Here is a 16,987-nt window from a genome sequence, read left to right as displayed (position 1 = left end):
ATGTCCGCCCTCAGAGAATCGCTCGGATTCCTTACGAGCCAACTGCGCCAGGTGGGCATCTTCGTTGCCCTGATCCTGATTGTCCTGCTGTTCCAGGGACTGACCGGCGGGATCCTGCTGGAACCACAGAACGTCACCAACCTGGTGGTCCAGAACAGCTACATCCTGATCCTGGCCATCGGCATGGTCATGGTGATCATCGCCGGGCACATCGACCTTTCCGTCGGCTCGGTGGCCGGGTTCATCGGCGCCGTGGCCGGCGTCATGATCGTGCACTGGGGCTGGCCGTGGTGGGCCGCCATCCCCGCCTGCCTGCTGGTCGGCGCCTTGGTGGGCGCTTGGCAGGGCTACTGGATCGCCTACGTAGGCATTCCGGCCTTCATCGTCACGCTGGCGGGCATGCTGATCTTCCGGGGACTGACCCTTATCACCCTGAAGAACCAGCAGATCACCCCCTTCCCGGCCGAACTGCGTGCCCTCGGCGGTGGATTCCTTCCCGACCTCACCGGCGGCACCTCCGTCCTGGAGTGGCTCACCGTCATCCTGGGCGTTGGGGCGACGGCCGCGCTGCTGATCCAGGCGCTCAAGGAACGCCGGATCCGCCGGAAGTTCGACCTCGAAAGCGAGCCCCTGGTCTGGTTCGTCATCAAGACCGTTTTCACGGCGCTGCTGATGCTCATCATCACGTTCCTGCTTGCGTCCTACCGCGGCACCCCGATCGTCCTGGTGGTCCTGGCCGCCCTGGTGATCGCGTACACGGCCCTCATGAACAACAGTGTCTTCGGGCGGCACACGTACGCCATCGGCGGCAACCTGCACGCGGCTGAACTGTCCGGCATCAAGACCAAGGCCGTGACGTTCCGGCTCTTCGTGAACATGGGCGTGCTGGCCGCGCTGGCGGGCCTCGTCTTCACCGCCCGGCTCAACTCGGCTCAGCCGGCCGGTGGAACCGGTTTCGAACTGGATTCCATCGCCGCGGCCTTCATCGGCGGCGCCGCGGTCACCGGTGGTATCGGAACCGTCGCCGGAGCCATGATCGGCGGACTCATCATGGGCGTCCTCAACAACGGCATGTCCATCCTGGGCCTGGGCACCGACTACCAGCAGCTCATCAAGGGCCTGGTGCTCCTTGTCGCCGTCGGCTTCGACATCTTCAACAAGAACCGCAGCGGTGGCGGCGGCGAAATTGGAAAGCGCTTCAAACTGAAGACCTCCCCTTCGCCCGCACAGGAAAAGCCGGCTCCGGCCAGCGAAGCAGTGGAAGCAGGCGTGAAGTAGGAGGAACCGCCACCTGCGCACCCGAAGGCTCCTGTTGCCCGGACCAAGTCCCGGCAGCGGGAGCCTTCGCTGCGTCCGGCTCCAGCACGTGCCGCGCCTGTCTAGGGTGCGGCTGCCAGGCCCGTGGCCAAGTCTGCCGGCGCCCGGCGCCGTCGGCTGAGGAGCATGAAGGGTGCCGCCAGCAGCTGAACCGCACCGCCCAAAGCCAGCGATGCAGGGTAGCCATAAACGTCGGCGGCCCGGCCGAGTACCGGCTGCACCACCACTCCCCCGCTGGAGCCCATGAGCGAGGCGAAGCTGAGGACCGTTGCCCGCTGCTTCGAGGCGATCATGTCGTTGAGGTAGGCCTGGCGCACCGGCGTGCCTGCGGAGGCCACCACGGCCCACAGCGCCAGGAGCACCAATGCCAGCCAAAAGACATTGGTGGCCAGCAGCACCACCAGGACCACCGAGCTGGTGATCGTGGAGGCGATCAGCACAGTGGTGCGGCGGCGGACCAGTTTCCGGACCTGGGGTGCCAGCCAGCCGCCCACGACATCCGCACCCGCCACGATGGCCGCCGCCAGGCCGGCTATGGCGTAGGCCTTGGGATCGCCAAAAAGCTGCAGCAGGTAGGGCTGGAGGGCATAGAAAACGTAGAACCCCACGCCTTCGGTGAAGGGGGCAGCCAGCATCATGAACCGCACCGGCGGGTTCCTCAGGCCGCCGTCCACGGACGCCTTCAGGACTGCGCGGGTGGCCCGCAGAGGGTGGGCCGAGCGCTCTGGTGTAAAGCCGACGTCGTGCATCAGCAGGAAGGCCACCACGAACATTGCCACCAGGACGGCGACGCGCAGGAGGAACGGCACGCCCAGGTTGGTGGCCTGGGCGATGACCCCACCAGCTACTGATCCTGCCAGCATGGCGATGCCGGAAACGATCTGGCCGCGGCCCAGGACGGTTTCCAGGCCGCCGTCGTAACCGGAGAAGTGCAGGGCGTCCACCAGCCAGGCTTCCACTGCCCCGGAGAAGAACGTGAAGCCAAGGCCCAGAAGGGCGGACACCGCGGCCCACCACCAAAACGGCGCGGACAACTGCCACAGCAGGTAGTAGAGGTAGGTGGATCCGGCCAGGGTCACGGTGCCCAGCAGGAACGAGGTACGGCGCCCCCAGCTGTCCGCCACCACGCCCGTCGGCACCTCAAACAGGACCATCCCGGCCGTGAAGAACGCGTTGGCGGCGAACGCCTCCAGGTTGCTCAGCCCGGCATCGAGCAGGAACAGTGTGTTGATCCCCCAAATAAAGGACGCCGCAAGGGTGTTCCCCAACGTCAGCGTCAGGTAGACGGTCTGGATTTTGCGAGCTGCAGCATTCACCTGACGGCGCCCCTCGGGATTCTTCCTGCCCGGACGGGATCAGGACGGGCTGAAATTCGGGGGCACCGGATCGTGCCGCAAGTACTGCCGGCGGAACCGCCCGGTACCGGCGGTCAGTGCCCGCAGTTCCACGGCATACCGCAGGAGTTCCTGGTCCGGAACCTCCGCGCTGATCTCCGTGAGCCCCTCCCCGGATGAGGTGGTGCCGGTGAGGCGTCCCCTCCGGCCGGACAGGTCGCTCATCACGGAGCCCACGTGTTCGTCGGCAACCATGATGGACACGGAGGACACTGGTTCCAGCAGCTGGACCTTCCCGGCGGCAGCTGCCTCCCGGAGCGCCAGGGCCCCCGCCGCCTGGAACGCCGCATCGGATGAATCGACGCTGTGGGCCTTGCCGCCTGTGAGGGTCACGCGCACATCCACCACGGGGAAGCCCGCGGAGACCCCCTTCTCCATTTGCGCCCGCACCCCCTTCTCGATGGACGGGATGAACGTTCCCGGGATGACCCCGCCCACTGTCTTGTCCACGAATTCAAACCCGCCGCCGCGCTCCAGCGGTTCCACCTCGATGTCGCACACTGCGTACTGACCGTGCCCGCCGGATTGCTTGACATGGCGGCCATGCCCCGATGCCGGGGCCGCGAAGGTTTCCCGCAGCGGCGTCACCACGTCCACGGTGTGCAGCTTCACACCCTGCTCGCGAAGCCGGTCCAGGACCACCTCGGCGTGCGCTTCGCCCATGCACCACAGCACCAGCTGGTGCGTTTCGTTATTTCGGTCCACACGGAGCGTAGGGTCTCCCGCCGCGATCCTGCCCAGGCTGCGGGCCAAGGCATCCTCGTCGCTGCGGGAGTCGGCCTCCACGGCAACCGGCAACAGAGGCTCAGGCATTTCCCACGTGGCCAGCAGCAACGGGTTTTCCCAACTGGAAATGGTGTCCCCGGTTTCGGCGCTGCCGAGTTTCGCCAGGGCGCACATGTCCCCGGCCACGCAGTAGGGTACCGGACGCAGGGTGGCTCCCAGCGGGGAGTAGATGTGGGTGACGCGTTCGTCGGTGTCGTGGTCCTGGTGGCCGCGGTCAGCCAGGCCGTGGCCCCCTACATGGACGGGCGAGTCCTCGCGCAGCGACCCCGAGAAGACCCGCACCAGGCAGATGCGGCCCAGGAAGGGATCGTTGGAGGTGCGCACCACTTCGGCGGCGAGCGGACCCGAGGGATCGCAGGCCAGGCTTCCGGCCGGTTTGCCGGACAGATCGGCGGCGTCCGGCAGGCTGCGTTCCACCGGAGGCGGGAACGCGCGGACCAGTAGGTCCAGCAATTCCGCCGTGCCAAGCCCGGTGACGGCAGAGGTGGGCAGCACGGGAAAGAACGAGCCGCGGGCCACGGCGGTTTCCAGGTCGGCGGCCAGCACCGCTGTGTCCATGTCCTCGCCTTCCAGGTAGCGGTCCATCAGCGTCTCATCTTCGCTTTCGGCGATGATGCCCTCAATGAGCGTGCCCCTGGCACTCCCGGCATCCGTACGTTCACCGGCCGTTGCCGAACGGACTTCGGGCGCTGAATCTTCGGCGGAGTAGTCCGCCACCTCCTGCGACAGCAGGCCCAGCAGGCCGGTGATCCCGCCATCTGTCCGCACCGGGACATACAGCGGGAGCACGCCGTCGCCGAATGCCCTCTGGCAGGCGGCCAGGGCGCCGTCGTAATTTGCGCGCGGGTGGTCCACGCGGGTGATGACGACGGCGCGTGGGAGCCCCATGTGCCCGCACTCGCCCCACAGCGCGGTGGTGGTTGCATCGATTCCGTCCACGGCGGAGACCACAAAGAGGGCGGCGTCCGACGCCCTGAGGCCTGCCCGCAACTCACCGATGAAGTCCGGGTAGCCCGGAGTGTCCAGGAGGTTCACCTTGACGTCGTCCACCATCAGCGGCACCAGGGACAGCGTGACCGACCGCTGCTGGTGCACGGCGGCGGGGTCCGAGTCGCTGACGGTCGACCCGTCCGCGATGGAGCCTTTGCGGGTGATCATGCCGTTGGCCGCGAGCAGGGCCTCGATCAGCATGGTTTTCCCGGCGCCGGAGTGCCCAACCAAGGCAACGTTCCGGATGCGGGCCGGGTCCTGCGCCGCGATGCCACCGGCTTGGTCGGCCCGCCTTGATTCTGGACCGTTCCTGCCGCCTGCCGCCCGCGCTGACTCCTTGGTGCTCTTCACCGACATTGGAACCTCCTGGCATCATTGCCGACCGGACCGGACGTGTCCTTTGATTCGACACCTTGGATGGCAGGACGGCAAGAGCGAAGGCTATTTGCTGCGGGCTTTGCGGGTGGCTGTGTCGTTGGCCTTCTGGAGTGCCTCCACCAGCTGGTCCTTGTCCATCTTCGAGCGGCCCTTGACGTCCAACTCCTTGGCCAGCTTGTAGAGATGGTCCTTCGAGGCGTTGGCATCCACGCCGCCGGCGGTAGGTTCCGACGAGCGGATGCCCTGTTCCGCGCGCTTGTCCGACGGGCCGCGTTTTTCCTTCGGCTCCCAGTGGTCGCCCACCTTCTCGTAGCTGTGCTTCAGCGAGGCATACGCTGCACGCGCGGCCCGTTGTTCGTCCTGGTCATAGGACTCAAGGGCGGAGTCGTAGGTCTTGGCGAAGGTGTCCTGGGCTTTTTCGTCAGAACGCTGCAGGGTCGAGGGGAGCTCTTCCTTGCGGGCATGGTCGTTCTTGCCGGTCTTGGGCATGGCACCCATCCTCCTTTAGTCAGCACGCTGATCATTTGGATGGATCCAGCTTAGACCCGGAGGTTGCATGGAGCCCCCTGTCGGATTCGAACCGACGACCCCCGCTTTACAAGAGCGGTGCTCTGGCCAACTGAGCTAAGGAGGCGCGCCCCTGGGGGCATGCGCCCGTAGGCGCTAGATAAGGTTAGCCCAACTCCCGCCGGGCGTAAAAACGCCCCGGCACGGGCTGTAGATAAGGCAGGGGCCCGCCCCGGAAACGTTCCGGAACGGGCCCCTTCCAGTGCTGTCGGTTCCTAGCCCTTGGCGGCGATGGCTGCCTGCAGGAAGTCGGGGAACGGCGTCTGGGCGCTGTCTCCCTTGCCCCACTGCTTGCCGTCCACGAAGACGGTGGGCGTACCGGTAACGCCGATGGCGGACGCTTCCTTCGTCGTGAACTTCACGAACGGGCGGTAGGTCTTGTCGTCCACGCAGGAGTTGATGTCCACGCCCATGTCGGACGCCATCTTCTTCAGGTCGTTGTCGGACAAGCCTGCACTGCCTTCAGCGGGCTGCTGGGCGTACAGGGCGTTGAAGTAGTCGGCGTACTTCTCCGGGGCCGTGTTGGCCACGCAGGCTGCCGCGTTGGCAGCACGGGACGAGTAATTGGTGGTGGACCGGCTGTCCAGGAACCCGAGGGGGCGGTACTCAACGGTGATCTTGCCGTCGTTGCGCAGCGAGGTGAGCTGGTCGTTGTACCGCGTTTCGAAGTCTTTGCAGACGGGGCAGATGAAGTCGACGTAGAGGACCACCTTGACCGGCTTGCCGGCCTCCGCCTCTGCACCCGGGGCCACCACCTCGGCGGGCGGAGTCTTCGGGGCATCGCCCAGGGAAGCGGCGTCAACCGTGGCCGGCTCGGTCTTGGCAACCTGATTGTTGGCCAGCAACGTCACGCCGCCGTGGGCGTTGGCGTTGGCAGGCGTGGGTCCCTGGTCCGCGATCGGGGCGTTCCGCTGGATGTTGCCCGCAACCACCAGGCCCACCACCACCAGGATGACAACCACCGCCGCCACGATGCCCCAGCCGATCAGCAGCTTGTTGCGCTTGTCCTTCTTTGCCTGGGCTTCCCGGATCAGGCGCGCTTTTTCGCGCGCCTCCGCCGTTCGCTCAGCCTTGGACTTACGTACTTCGTTTGCGGGGCTCATGAGTTCCTTGGGTCGGTCGACGTAGGGGACCACTTCGTGGCACCCCAACATTTTAGGGGAGAAAGCTGACAGCTTGCGGGTTCAACTATTCCTTCGGCTTGACCAACGGACGAATAGCCCCGATGATTCCGTCCGGCTAGGGTGGCTTAGAGGCACAAGCAACCCCAGGGGGCCGCAATGCAAACACCCGTCCAGGAAAAACCCGCCGGCACAGCAACGTCCGGCGGATCCGGTTCCAGCCACGCCGGCCATACCAAGTACGACTTCATGGTGGTCTCCAACAGACTGCCCGTGGACCGCGTGGCGCCGGGCGACGACAGCGACGACGGCTCCGGCTGGCGCCGGTCTCCCGGCGGCCTGGTGACCGCGCTCGCGCCGATGATGACCAAGACTGACGGAGCATGGGTCGGCTGGCACGGCGCTCCGGACGAAACCGTGAAGCCGTTCAGCCACGGCGGCATGGACCTTGTCCCGGTCCAGCTCAGCACCGACGACGTGGAGCTGTACTACGAGGGCTTCTCCAACGCCACTCTCTGGCCGCTCTACCACGACGTAATCGCCCCTCCGGAATTCCACCGCACCTGGTGGGACGCCTACCGCAAGGTCAACCGCAGGTTCGCCGACGCCGTCGTCCGCCATGCCGACCAGGGTGCCACCGTCTGGGTCCAGGACTACCAGCTGCAACTGGTCCCCCGGATGCTCCGCGAAGCCCGGCCCGACCTGCGCATTGGGTTCTTCAACCACATCCCGTTTCCGCCGCCGGAAATCTTTGCCCAGCTCCCCTGGCGCCAGGCCATCATCGACGGCCTGCTCGGCGCCGACCTGGTGGGCTTCCAGCGCGTCAGCGATGCCGGCAACTTCATGCGCTCCGCCCGCCGCTTCCTGGGCGCCAGCGTCAAGCAGCAGCAGGTGCACGTCAAGGACCACAACGGCCAACTGACGCACATTGCCCGGGCGCAGGCCTTTCCCATCTCCATCGACGTCAAACAGATCAGCGAACTGGCGGCCAGGCCTGACATCATCGAACGCGCCCGGCAGATCCGGCAGGACATGGGCAACCCCAAGACCATCCTGCTCGGCGTGGACCGGCTGGATTACACCAAGGGCATCCGCCACCGCCTGAAGGCCTTCGAGGAGCTCCTGGCGGACGGCCGTCTCACCGTTGGCGATGCCACCCTGATCCAGGTGGCCTCCCCCAGCCGTGAGCGCGTGGAACAGTACCGCCTCCTCCGCGAGGAGGTTGAGGGCACGGTGGGCCACATCAACGGCACGTATGACACCCTCGAAAACACGGCGGTACGCTACCTGCACCACAGCTACCCGGTGGAGGAAATGGTCGCGCTGTACCTGGCGGCCGACGTCATGCTGGTCACCGCCCTGCGTGACGGCATGAACCTCGTCGCCAAGGAATACGTCACGGCCCGCAACAACAACGACGGCGCCCTGGTGCTGAGCGAATTCGCTGGCGCAGCGGACCAGCTCAAGCAGGCCCTGCTGATCAACCCGCACGATATCGCGGGGCTCAAGAACACCATCATGACCGCCATCGAGCTCAGCCCCCGCGAAGCCTCACGGCGTATGCGGTCCATGCGCCGCCAGATCCTGGACCATGACGTTGACCACTGGTCCGCCGACTTCCTGCGCGCGCTGAACGAAAAGGTGGTCCGCGATGACTCCTGACGGCCGCGGCAGCAGGGCTTCGCTGGCGCTCTCGCCCGAACTACGGGAAGCCTTGCGCCGGATCGCACGGACGGAGCACTTGCTGGTAGCCATGGATTTTGACGGCACCATGGCGCCGATCGTAGACCGTGCCCAGGATGCGCGGCCGCTTCCGCGGTCAGCCGCAGCGTTCGCGGGCCTCGCCGTGCTTCCACGCACGACGACGGCACTCATCTCCGGGCGCGCCCTCGCCAGCCTGCGGGAGGTCGCCTCCCCGCCGGTGGACACGCTGCTGATCGGCAGCCATGGCGCCGAAGCGTGGCTGGGGCCGGGCTCCACCGAACTGTCGCTGGAGGAGGACCAGAAAGCGCTCCTGGAAGAAGTGCGGGCCGAGTTGTCGGACATCGTTGCCCAGGCCCCCGGCACCTCCCTGGAGTACAAGCCTGCCGGCGTCGTCCTGCACACCCGCCAAGCCCGCGACGACGTGGCGGAAGACGCAGTGTCAGCCGCCAAGTCCGTTCTGCAGGACCGCAAGGGCGTTTTCCTGAAGGAAGGTAAGCGCGTCCTGGAGACCTCGGTGGTCCATGCCTCCAAAGGCGAAGGCGTTGCCTTCCTCCGGCAGGCAACGGGGGCCACTGCCGTGCTGTTTGCGGGGGATGACGTCACGGACGAGGACGCCTTTGGCAGGCTCGAACCGGGCGATGTTGGGGTCAAGATCGGCCTCGATTTCACCCAGGCCCAGTACCGGGTGGAGGCACCCATCCACGTCGCGGAGCTGCTGGAGGCCTTGCTGCAGGAGCGGAGCATTGCCGTGGCGGAAGAGGACCCGCAGGCGGCCTCCGGCTAGGACACGGCCGGCAGAAGATGTGACGTTCGTAACATTTGCGCTAAAAAGAGCAACCCCTGGCATACTCTTTGTGTGATGTGGCGCACAACCAGCGTGCGGCGTCATTCGATGCTCCGCGGAAGCCGCGGAGCATTTTGCAGGAACAAAACTGAATAAAAATGAACCATTCACAACGGATCGTCCGGCACGTACCTGCCGGTGAAGGGATTGATAACTGTGGCTACAGTTACTTTTGACAACGCTACGCGTCTGTACCCGGGCACCGAAAAGCCCGCCGTCGATAAGCTCAACATCGACATCGCCGATGGCGAATTCCTGGTCCTCGTCGGACCCTCCGGTTGCGGCAAGTCCACCTCCCTGCGCATGCTTGCAGGCCTCGAGGACGTCAACGCCGGCCGCATCCTGATCGGCGACCGCGATGTCACCGATGTTCCCCCGAAGGACCGCGACATCGCGATGGTTTTCCAGAACTACGCGCTGTACCCGCACATGACTGTGGCCGACAACATGGGCTTCGCGCTCAAGATCGCCGGTGTCTCCAAGGAAGAGCGCGCCGAGCGCGTCCGCGAAGCCGCCAAGCTCCTCGACCTTGAGCAGTACCTGGACCGCAAGCCGAAGGCACTCTCCGGCGGCCAGCGCCAGCGTGTTGCCATGGGCCGCGCAATCGTCCGTAACCCGCAGGTCTTCCTCATGGATGAGCCGCTCTCCAACCTGGACGCCAAGCTCCGTGTCCAGACCCGCACCCAGATCGCCTCCCTGACCCGCCGCCTGGGTGTCACCACCGTGTACGTGACGCACGACCAGGTGGAGGCCATGACCATGGGCGACCGCGTCGCCGTGCTGAAGGACGGCCTGCTGCAGCAGGTTGACACCCCGCGCAACCTCTACGACCGCCCCAAGAACGTCTTTGTTGCCGGCTTCATTGGCTCCCCCGCCATGAACCTGCTGGAACTCCCCGTCGTCGACGGCGGCGTCCAGTTCGGCGGCACCGTCTACCCCGTGCCTCGGGACGTCCTCGAAGAGGCTCACGGCTCCACGGTCACCCTGGGCAGCCGTCCCGAGGACCTGGAAACCGCTCCGCACGGTGAAGGCCTGAAGGTTGAGGTGGACGTCGTCGAAGAACTCGGCGCCGACGCCTATGTCTACGGCCACACCAACCTTGACGGCAAGGACCACGACATCGTCGCCCGCGTCGACGGCCGCCGTCCCCCGATGAAGGGCGAGGTCATCTACGTCCGTCCGCAGTCGGGCCACGTGCACCTGTTCGACACCAAGACCGGCCTGCGCCTCGGCGACTGATTTCGGTAGCTCCACCCTGCGGCGGCCCACTCACCGGTGGGCCGCCGTCGGCCTTTAACCATGCCTGCACGGGATTTAGCCACCCTGCCCCGAGTACGGAAGAATTGAGCCATGACCGAGGAATACAGCGCCCAGTGGCACGACGAACCCACCGACTACGCGCAGATCGGCAAGCTGCCCCGGTTCGTGGCTGCCAGTGCCGATGACAACAAGGCGGCCTCGGTAGCCTCGTCGCTGAACATCACGGCAGCGGCGGCTGATCCCGAACTGCTGGACCTGCCGTGGCATATCGCTTTGGAGGAGTGGCCGGCACAGTACCTGGCGGCGCTGCCCCGCGGTATTTCCCGGCACATCGTCCGGTTCGCCCACTTGGGCGGCTCCGTGATCGCCATCAAGGAAACCTCCGAGCACGTGGCCCGGCACGAGTACCACATGCTCCGGAAGCTGGCGCGCTTCGATGTGCCGTGCGTGGAGCCGGTTGCGGTGATCACCGGGCGCACCACCCCCGACGGACGCCCGCTCAACCCTGTCCTCGTCACCCGGCACCTGAAGTTTTCCATGCCCTACCGCGCGCTCTTTTCCCAGATGCTGCGCAAGGACACCCTCACCCGCCTCATCGACGCGCAGGCCCTCCTGCTGGTGCGGCTGCACCTCATCGGTTTTTACTGGGGCGACGTCTCGCTGTCCAACACCCTGTTCCGCCGCGACGCCGGCGCCTTCGCCGCGTACCTGGTGGACGCGGAAACCGGCGAGCTCTACCCGGACCTCTCCACCGGGCAGCGCGAGTACGACCTGGAAATCGCCCGCGTTAACATCGCCGGCGAGCTGATGGACCTGCTGGACGGCGGCCTCATCGAGGAAAAGGTGGACCCCGTGGCCACCAGCGAGCTGATCATGGACAGCTACCGGCGGCTGTGGGCTGAGCTGACCGAGAAGGAATCCTTCGAACTCGGCGAACGGTGGCGAGTGGGCGCCCGCATCCGGCGGCTGAACGAACTCGGCTTCGACGTCGAGGAGTACGCCATCAAGACCACCCAGAACGGCTCCACCATTCAGCTGCAGCCCAAGGTGGTGGACGCGGGGCACCACCAGCGGCGGCTGCTGCGGCTTACCGGCCTGGATGCCCAGGAGAACCAGGCCCGCCGCCTCCTCAACGACATGGACTCGTTCCGGGCGGACAACAACCCGGAGATGGACGAGGAATACAGCGCCCACCTATGGGTCAGCCAGATCTTCGAGCCGATCGTGCGCGCCATCCCCCGGGACCTTTCCGGCAAGCTTGAGCATGCCGAGGTGGTGCACGAGGTCCTGGAACACCGCTGGTACATGTCCGAGAAGCAGGAGCGCCACATTCCGCTGGCAGAGGCCGTTCAGTCCTACATCGACTCGATCCTGCGGCACCGGCGGGACGAGGCCGCCATCATGCTCAACCCGGACACTGAGCTGCTGAAAATCCTTGAGGTGGAGAACGAGGAGTCCCGCTACGGCGCTGACGAATCCGCGGAAGACTACCCGGACTCGGACGACTGAGTCCTAGATAGCCTTTCCGGGGTTGAGGATGCCGGCAGGATCGAACAGGTCCTTGATCCTGCGCTGGAGTTCCCGGACCGGCTCCGGCTGCTCCTGGCCCAGCCACCGCAGCTTGTACTGGCCTACGCCGTGTTCCCCCGTAATGGTGCCACCCATGGCCAGGGCCGCGGTGATCGATTCGTCCAGGGCCACCTGGAGCCGCTCCATGGCATCGGCATCGACGTCCGCGCCCTGCCGGTCGATCCAGAATGTTGGGTGCAGATTGCCGTCCCCTGCATGGGCCACCACTTTGAGGTGCACCTGCTGAGCGGCGGCCATGGCCTCGAGCGCGGCAACGTAATCCACCAGGCGTGACCTCGGAACAGCCACGTCTTCACCCACGCGGTACTCGTCGTCCACTTCGGTGCCCCGGCTGTGCCTCCGCAGCTCCACCAGCCGCTCCGCCTCGGCGCTGGCCTCGGTGGTCACTGCGGCGCCGCCGTCGCGCAGAACCTGGCGTACCACGTCGGCTTCCGCGGCCGCCCCGAATCCGTCCGTCTGGATCAGCAGCAGTGACTTTCCGCGCGTGCTGAGGTCGGAGCCGTGGATGTCGTCGAGCTGGGCCAGCGTCCCGCCGTCCAGCAGTTCCATGATGGCGGGCTGGACGCGCGCCCTGCCCACGGCCAGGACCCCTGCGGCGGCCATGCGGAAGTCCGGGTAGAACGCGGCCACGGTGTGGACTTCCCGGGGCAGGTACTTCAGCCGCACGGTGATTCCGACGACGATGCCCAGCGTCCCCTCGGACCCCACGAAGAGGCCCGTTAGGTCGTAACCCGCCACGCCTTTGAAGGTCTGGTGGCCGGTATGGATGAGCGATCCGTCGGCCAAAACCACGTCCAGGGCAAGGACCGAATCCCTGGTGACCCCATACTTGGCGCAGCGAAGGCCGCCTGCGTTGGTGGCCACATTGCCGCCGATGGTGGAGCTTCGGAAGCTTGCTGGATCCGGAGCGTACATGAGTCCGTGCTCTGCGGCTGCTTCGTTGAGGACGGCGTTGACCACGCCGGGCTCCACGACGGCTGTTTCGTCGTCGGGATTCAGCGCGAGGATCCGGTCCATCCGCTCCAGGGACAGGATGATGCAGTTGCTCGTGGCGTGGGCGCCGCCGGACACGCCGGTACCGGCGCCTCGCGGGACGATGGGTATGCCGCTGTCGGCGCACGCCTTCACCACGGATTGAACGTCGGCCACCGATTCCGGGAACACCACGGCCAGTGGCAGCTGAAAGTCGATGACGGGCGCCTGGTCGATCGCGTACCGGCGAAGTGACACCTCGCTCACGTCCAGCTGGTCCGGGGCAAGGACGGCCTCCAGCTCGTCAACGATGCTTCCCACAAAGCCTCCATCCGTCGTCGGACATTTTCTCCCAGTCTAGGGCGTGATTTATGCGGGGCCCCGGCGCACTGCCGCAACCGCTTCCAGTCCTGTTCCCCTATGGACGGAGACGACCCCGTACTGGGTGAGGAAACAATAATGGAAGCGTTTTCATTAAATCGCTGCACGCAGTTATGCTGACTTCCATGTCCGTCGAAACTGTGATCCACGACACTTCTGTCTCCGCTGGCCCACTCACCCTCATCCACGCCGCCGACCCCGCTCCGGGCTGGTGGCGGTCTGCCGTGATCTACCAGGTGTACCCACGGTCATTTCGGGACCTGAACGGCGACGGCGTGGGCGACCTGGCGGGAATCACCGAAGAACTGCCGCACCTTGCGGACCTGGGCGTCGACGCCGTCTGGCTGTCCCCCTTTTTCCGCTCCCCGCAACGCGATGCCGGTTACGACGTCAGCGACTACTGCGACGTTGACCCAATTTTCGGCACGCTCGGCGATTTCGACGTCATGATGGCTGAATCGCACAGGCTCGGCCTGCGGGTGATCGTGGATCTGGTGCCAAACCATTGCTCGGACCAACACCCCGCTTTCCAGGCGGCCCTTGCAGCACCTGACGGGAGCCCGGAGCGGGACATGTTCATCTTCCGCGACGGGACAGGACCGGACGGACAGGAACCGCCAAACAACTGGCAGTCCCACTTTGGCGGGCCCGCCTGGACACGCGTGCCGGCCCCTGACGGACAACCGGGCCAGTGGTACCTGCACCTTTTTGATTCCTCCCAGCCGGACTTCAACTGGGACAACCCCGCCGTCCACGCAGAGTTCGAGAGGGTGCTCCGCTTCTGGCTGGACCGCGGCGTCTCGGGCTTCCGAGTGGACGTGGCCCATGCCCTGGTCAAAGCGCCGGGCCTTCCGGCATGGGGCGGACGCGCTGATGGCGGCAGCAGCGAGGGGTACCCCGGCCACGAGGCACCGATGTTCGGGCAACCCGGCGTCCACGACATCTACCGGAAGTGGCGGTTGCTCTTGGACGAATACGGACCGGACCGGATTCTCTGCGCCGAGGCAAGCGTCGACCTGCAGCGGCTGGCGCACTGGGTGCGGCCCGACGAGATGCACCAGGCCTTCAACTTCCCTTATCTCCACGCGGGCCTGGATGTCTACCGGCTGCGTTCTGTCATCACCGACTCGCTGACGGTCCTTGACGCCGTTGGGGCTCCGAGTACCTGGGTGCTTTCCAACCACGACGTGGTTCGCCATGCCACCCGTTTTGGCTACAACGGGCAGGGTCCGCGGGACGGGGACGGCATAGGTTCCGCTGACCCGCAGCCGGACGAAGCCCTTGGCCGCCGCCGCGCGGCCGCCGCCTCACTGTTCATGCTGGGGCTGCCCGGCGCCGCATACCTCTACCAGGGGGAAGAGCTGGGACTGCCGGACGGCATCGACATTCCGGGCCACCTCCGCCAGGATCCGACATTTGGCCGTACCGGGGGTCAGCGGCTTGGCCGTGACGGTTGCCGGGTGCCGCTGCCCTGGCGGGCCGGGGACCCGCACTTGGGCTTTGGTGCGGGGGAAGATCCGTGGCTTCCCATTCCCGCCTCGTTTGAAACGCTGGCGCGGGATCTCCAGACGGAATCGCCGTCGTCGCACCTCTCGCTGTACCGTGACGCCCTGGCATGCCGCCGGCAGCTGAACCTGGGCAGGGGATCATTGTCCTGGGCAGAAGACTGGTGCACGGGGTCGTCCCTGGGCTACCTGAACGGCACTACGCTGGTCCTCATGAACCTGAACCATGAGCCGTTGGACATGCCGGCGGGCCACGTACTGATCCGCAGCCTTCCCACAGAGAACGCCCATGCCCTTGCCTCCGGCGAGACGGCATGGATAGAGCTTGGACCGGACCTCATCACAGCAGACTGACCATGGCGGGTATCAAGGAAGTTGCCAGCCGGGCCGGCCTGTCAGTGGCCACCGTGTCCAGGGCGCTGAGCGGTAAATCCAACGTCTCGGCCAGGAGCCGCCGTCTTGCCCAGGACGCGGCCAAGGAACTGGGATTTGTCCCGTCGTACCACGCGTCCAGCCTCGCGTCCGGTCGCAATCACAACATTGGGCTGGTGGTGCCCAATGTCCAGCGATGGTACTTCTCTTCCGTCTTGGAAGGCGTGTCGGAGACCCTGCTGGACGCCGGCTACGACCTGACCCTCTACAACGTGGGCGAACAGCCGGAGCGACGCAGCAGCATCCTGAATGACTTCCTCTTGCGGAAGCGCCTGGATGCCGTCATCGCCGTGGCGCTGGTGCTCAGCGAAGACGAGATCGGCCAACTGCTGGCGGTACACCGCCCCATCGTGGGAATCGGTGGCGCGCTGCGGGGAGCCTCTACGATCAGGATTGACGACGAGGGGCTGGCCGCGCTGGCCACCCGCCACCTGATCGGGCTGGGACACAGCAGAATCGCCCACATTACGGGATACGGAGAGCTGAACCGCGACTTCAAGCTCCCCCAGCTGCGCCAGAAGGGCTTCGCCTCAGCCATGGCTGAAGCCGGGCTGACCGTAAGGCCGGAGTGGAAAGCCACCGCCGACTTCACCATCCAGGGCGCCTATGCCGCGGGCCGCCGGCTGCTGGGGACCAGTTCCGAACGCCCTACAGCAGTCTTCGCGGCCTCTGACGAGATGGCCGTAGGCATCATGCTTGCGGCCCGCGACTTTGGACTGCAGGTACCGCAGGACCTCTCTGTCGTGGGGATCGACGGTCACGAGCTCGCCGAGACGTTTGGACTCACCACTATCAATCAGGATCCGCGGGGGCAGGGCCGCTTGGCGGCTGCCACTGCCTTGGCTTTGCTGGAAAAGCCAAGCGGGAATTCCGACGACGGCACGGCAGCGGCTGCAGCACAAGACCAGGAGTTCCCCGCCGAGTTCGTGATCCGGAACAGTACCGCCGTCCCGCCACACGAGCCTATGCGGCGCGCATAAGCAGGAAGTTCAGGCTTCGCTGCCCATAAACCGGGCAAACTTCTCAAGAATCAGCGGCCAGGCCTCCACATATTCCTGGCGTACTGCGGCAGGGTCCTCCGCACCCTCCCAGCCCTCGTGGAAAACCCGGACCTCGGTACCCGCTTCCACCGCCCGGAATACAACCAGGAGCTCGGTGGACCAAAGGGCTGTGGTGCCGGGGTGCCAGGTGGCGTGGAAGGACAGGGGCGGCTGCCAGTCGTCGAGGGTTCCCCAGATGGAGGTGCGTCCATCGTCCGCCGTTTCGAGGACCAGGTTCTCTTCAAACTCCACGTAGGATCCGGCGCCGTACACCCCGTGCTGTTCCAAGGGCCACCACAGGTGGGTGTGGTCGGTGAAGCCGGCGAAGGCGCGGGCGACTGGCCCTGGAACAACCACGGTGTTTACCACTGGTTCCAGGGGATCAGCTGCCGGCTGCCCGGCTTCTTCGAAAGGGTCCTGGGCGTGGCTGAAGATGCTGCTCATGAGGGACCATCCTACCCGGGGGCATTGTGCCAGCCACCCTGTCCGTGCCTGATAGGACTCAACGAGCTTGTGGCTGGGTGCGTCTGTAATGGTTAAAGCAGTAGGGCCCTGACGTTCGTTGTCAGGGCCCTGCTGTAATAGTTGTTCCGGCGGTGACCTACTCTCCCACACCCTCCCGGGTGCAGTACCATCGGCGCTGTGGGTCTTAGCTTCCGGGTTCGGAATGGGACCGGGCGTTTCCCCCACGCTATGACCGCCGTAA

General features: G+C 65.8%; 13 protein-coding genes, 1 tRNA gene and 1 rRNA gene. 7 read left to right on the top strand and 8 right to left on the bottom strand.

Annotated features, from left to right (window positions below; genetic code table 11):
• Positions 1–1,278, top strand: a complete 1,278-nt coding sequence (gene mmsB / locus ACFO0G_RS19615; protein WP_376979739.1) for a multiple monosaccharide ABC transporter permease — start codon at positions 1–3, stop codon at positions 1,276–1,278.
• 101 nt (positions 1,279–1,379) lie between these two features.
• Here mmsB and ACFO0G_RS19610 read toward each other — a convergent pair whose 3' ends face one another.
• The 5 genes from ACFO0G_RS19610 to ACFO0G_RS19590 form a co-directional block, all read right to left on the bottom strand.
• Positions 1,380–2,633 carry an MFS transporter gene (locus tag ACFO0G_RS19610; RefSeq protein WP_376979737.1) on the bottom strand — a complete coding sequence of 418 codons (1,254 nt, stop codon included), beginning with the start codon at positions 2,631–2,633 and terminating at the stop codon, positions 1,380–1,382.
• 39 nt (positions 2,634–2,672) lie between these two features.
• Positions 2,673–4,844, bottom strand: coding sequence for an elongation factor G-like protein EF-G2 (locus ACFO0G_RS19605; protein WP_376979735.1), 2,172 nt, complete (start codon positions 4,842–4,844; stop codon positions 2,673–2,675).
• Positions 4,845–4,928: 84 nt separating this feature from the next.
• Positions 4,929–5,354: a ChaB family protein gene (locus ACFO0G_RS19600; protein WP_376979733.1), complete on the bottom strand. Its 426-nt coding sequence runs from the start codon at positions 5,352–5,354 to the stop codon at positions 4,929–4,931.
• Between the two features lie 68 nt (positions 5,355–5,422).
• Positions 5,423–5,499, bottom strand: a tRNA-Thr gene (locus tag ACFO0G_RS19595).
• 148 nt (positions 5,500–5,647) lie between these two features.
• Positions 5,648–6,535 (bottom strand): DsbA family protein, encoded by an 888-nt coding sequence (locus ACFO0G_RS19590; RefSeq protein WP_286401908.1) that lies wholly within the window; start codon positions 6,533–6,535, stop codon positions 5,648–5,650.
• A gap of 177 nt (positions 6,536–6,712) precedes the next feature.
• Between ACFO0G_RS19590 and ACFO0G_RS19585 the strand changes: the two genes are divergently transcribed.
• The 4 genes from ACFO0G_RS19585 (at position 6,713) to ACFO0G_RS19570 (ending at position 11,870) form a co-directional block, all read left to right on the top strand.
• Positions 6,713–8,215, top strand: coding sequence for an alpha,alpha-trehalose-phosphate synthase (UDP-forming) (locus ACFO0G_RS19585; RefSeq protein WP_376979731.1), 1,503 nt, complete (start codon positions 6,713–6,715; stop codon positions 8,213–8,215).
• Positions 8,205–9,041 (top strand): trehalose-phosphatase, encoded by an 837-nt coding sequence (gene otsB / locus ACFO0G_RS19580; RefSeq protein ID WP_376979729.1) that lies wholly within the window; start codon positions 8,205–8,207, stop codon positions 9,039–9,041. The genes ACFO0G_RS19585 and otsB overlap by 11 nt, the downstream gene beginning before the upstream one ends.
• 216 nt (positions 9,042–9,257) lie before the next feature.
• Positions 9,258–10,340: an ABC transporter ATP-binding protein gene (locus ACFO0G_RS19575; RefSeq protein ID WP_142131111.1), complete on the top strand. Its 1,083-nt coding sequence runs from the start codon at positions 9,258–9,260 to the stop codon at positions 10,338–10,340.
• A gap of 111 nt (positions 10,341–10,451) precedes the next feature.
• Positions 10,452–11,870, top strand: coding sequence for a DUF4032 domain-containing protein (locus tag ACFO0G_RS19570; protein WP_376979727.1), 1,419 nt, complete (start codon positions 10,452–10,454; stop codon positions 11,868–11,870).
• Between the two features lie 3 nt (positions 11,871–11,873).
• On the opposite strand, the gene ACFO0G_RS19565 is transcribed toward ACFO0G_RS19570, so the two are convergent.
• Positions 11,874–13,244: an FAD-binding oxidoreductase gene (locus ACFO0G_RS19565; RefSeq protein WP_376979725.1), complete on the bottom strand. Its 1,371-nt coding sequence runs from the start codon at positions 13,242–13,244 to the stop codon at positions 11,874–11,876.
• A 173-nt stretch (positions 13,245–13,417) separates the two neighbouring features.
• Between ACFO0G_RS19565 and ACFO0G_RS19560 the strand changes: the two genes are divergently transcribed.
• Together ACFO0G_RS19560 and ACFO0G_RS19555 are read left to right on the top strand one after the other, a co-directional pair.
• The gene (locus ACFO0G_RS19560) at positions 13,418–15,163 is read left to right on the top strand and encodes a glycoside hydrolase family 13 protein (protein WP_417281464.1); all 1,746 of its coding nucleotides are present in this window, start codon (positions 13,418–13,420) and stop codon (positions 15,161–15,163) included.
• A 2-nt stretch (positions 15,164–15,165) separates the two neighbouring features.
• A complete protein-coding gene (locus tag ACFO0G_RS19555; protein WP_376979721.1) occupies positions 15,166–16,221 on the top strand; it encodes a LacI family DNA-binding transcriptional regulator in 1,056 nt (351 codons plus the stop codon).
• Positions 16,222–16,230: 9 nt separating this feature from the next.
• Here the strand turns inward: ACFO0G_RS19555 and ACFO0G_RS19550 are convergent, their stop codons facing one another.
• Positions 16,231–16,725 (bottom strand): SRPBCC family protein, encoded by a 495-nt coding sequence (locus tag ACFO0G_RS19550; protein ID WP_376979719.1) that lies wholly within the window; start codon positions 16,723–16,725, stop codon positions 16,231–16,233.
• Between the two features lie 144 nt (positions 16,726–16,869).
• A 5S ribosomal RNA gene (rrf, locus tag ACFO0G_RS19545) occupies positions 16,870–16,986 on the bottom strand.
• Between the last annotated feature and the right edge of the window lies 1 nt (position 16,987).

Source organism: Arthrobacter sedimenti (assembly GCF_042652025.1).
In the GTDB taxonomy this organism is placed as follows: domain Bacteria; phylum Actinomycetota; class Actinomycetes; order Actinomycetales; family Micrococcaceae; genus Arthrobacter; species Arthrobacter sedimenti.
This window is presented reverse-complemented; position numbering and strand designations above follow the sequence as displayed.

Excerpts from the sequence above, each read along its gene's own strand:
- mmsB (WP_376979739.1), top strand. The coding sequence starts at position 1 with ATGTCCGCCCTCAGAGAATCGCTCGGATTCCTTACGAGCCAACTGCGC.
- ACFO0G_RS19605 (WP_376979735.1), bottom strand. The coding sequence starts at position 4,844 with ATGTCGGTGAAGAGCACCAAGGAGTCAGCGCGGGCGGCAGGCGGCAGG.
- ACFO0G_RS19600 (WP_376979733.1), bottom strand. The coding sequence starts at position 5,354 with ATGCCCAAGACCGGCAAGAACGACCATGCCCGCAAGGAAGAGCTCCCC.
- ACFO0G_RS19590 (WP_286401908.1), bottom strand. The coding sequence starts at position 6,535 with ATGAGCCCCGCAAACGAAGTACGTAAGTCCAAGGCTGAGCGAACGGCG.
- ACFO0G_RS19585 (WP_376979731.1), top strand. The coding sequence starts at position 6,713 with ATGCAAACACCCGTCCAGGAAAAACCCGCCGGCACAGCAACGTCCGGC.
- otsB (WP_376979729.1), top strand. The coding sequence starts at position 8,205 with ATGACTCCTGACGGCCGCGGCAGCAGGGCTTCGCTGGCGCTCTCGCCC.
- ACFO0G_RS19570 (WP_376979727.1), top strand. The coding sequence starts at position 10,452 with ATGACCGAGGAATACAGCGCCCAGTGGCACGACGAACCCACCGACTAC.
- ACFO0G_RS19560 (WP_417281464.1), top strand. The coding sequence starts at position 13,418 with ATGCTGACTTCCATGTCCGTCGAAACTGTGATCCACGACACTTCTGTC.
- ACFO0G_RS19555 (WP_376979721.1), top strand. The coding sequence starts at position 15,166 with ATGGCGGGTATCAAGGAAGTTGCCAGCCGGGCCGGCCTGTCAGTGGCC.
- ACFO0G_RS19550 (WP_376979719.1), bottom strand. The coding sequence starts at position 16,725 with ATGAGCAGCATCTTCAGCCACGCCCAGGACCCTTTCGAAGAAGCCGGG.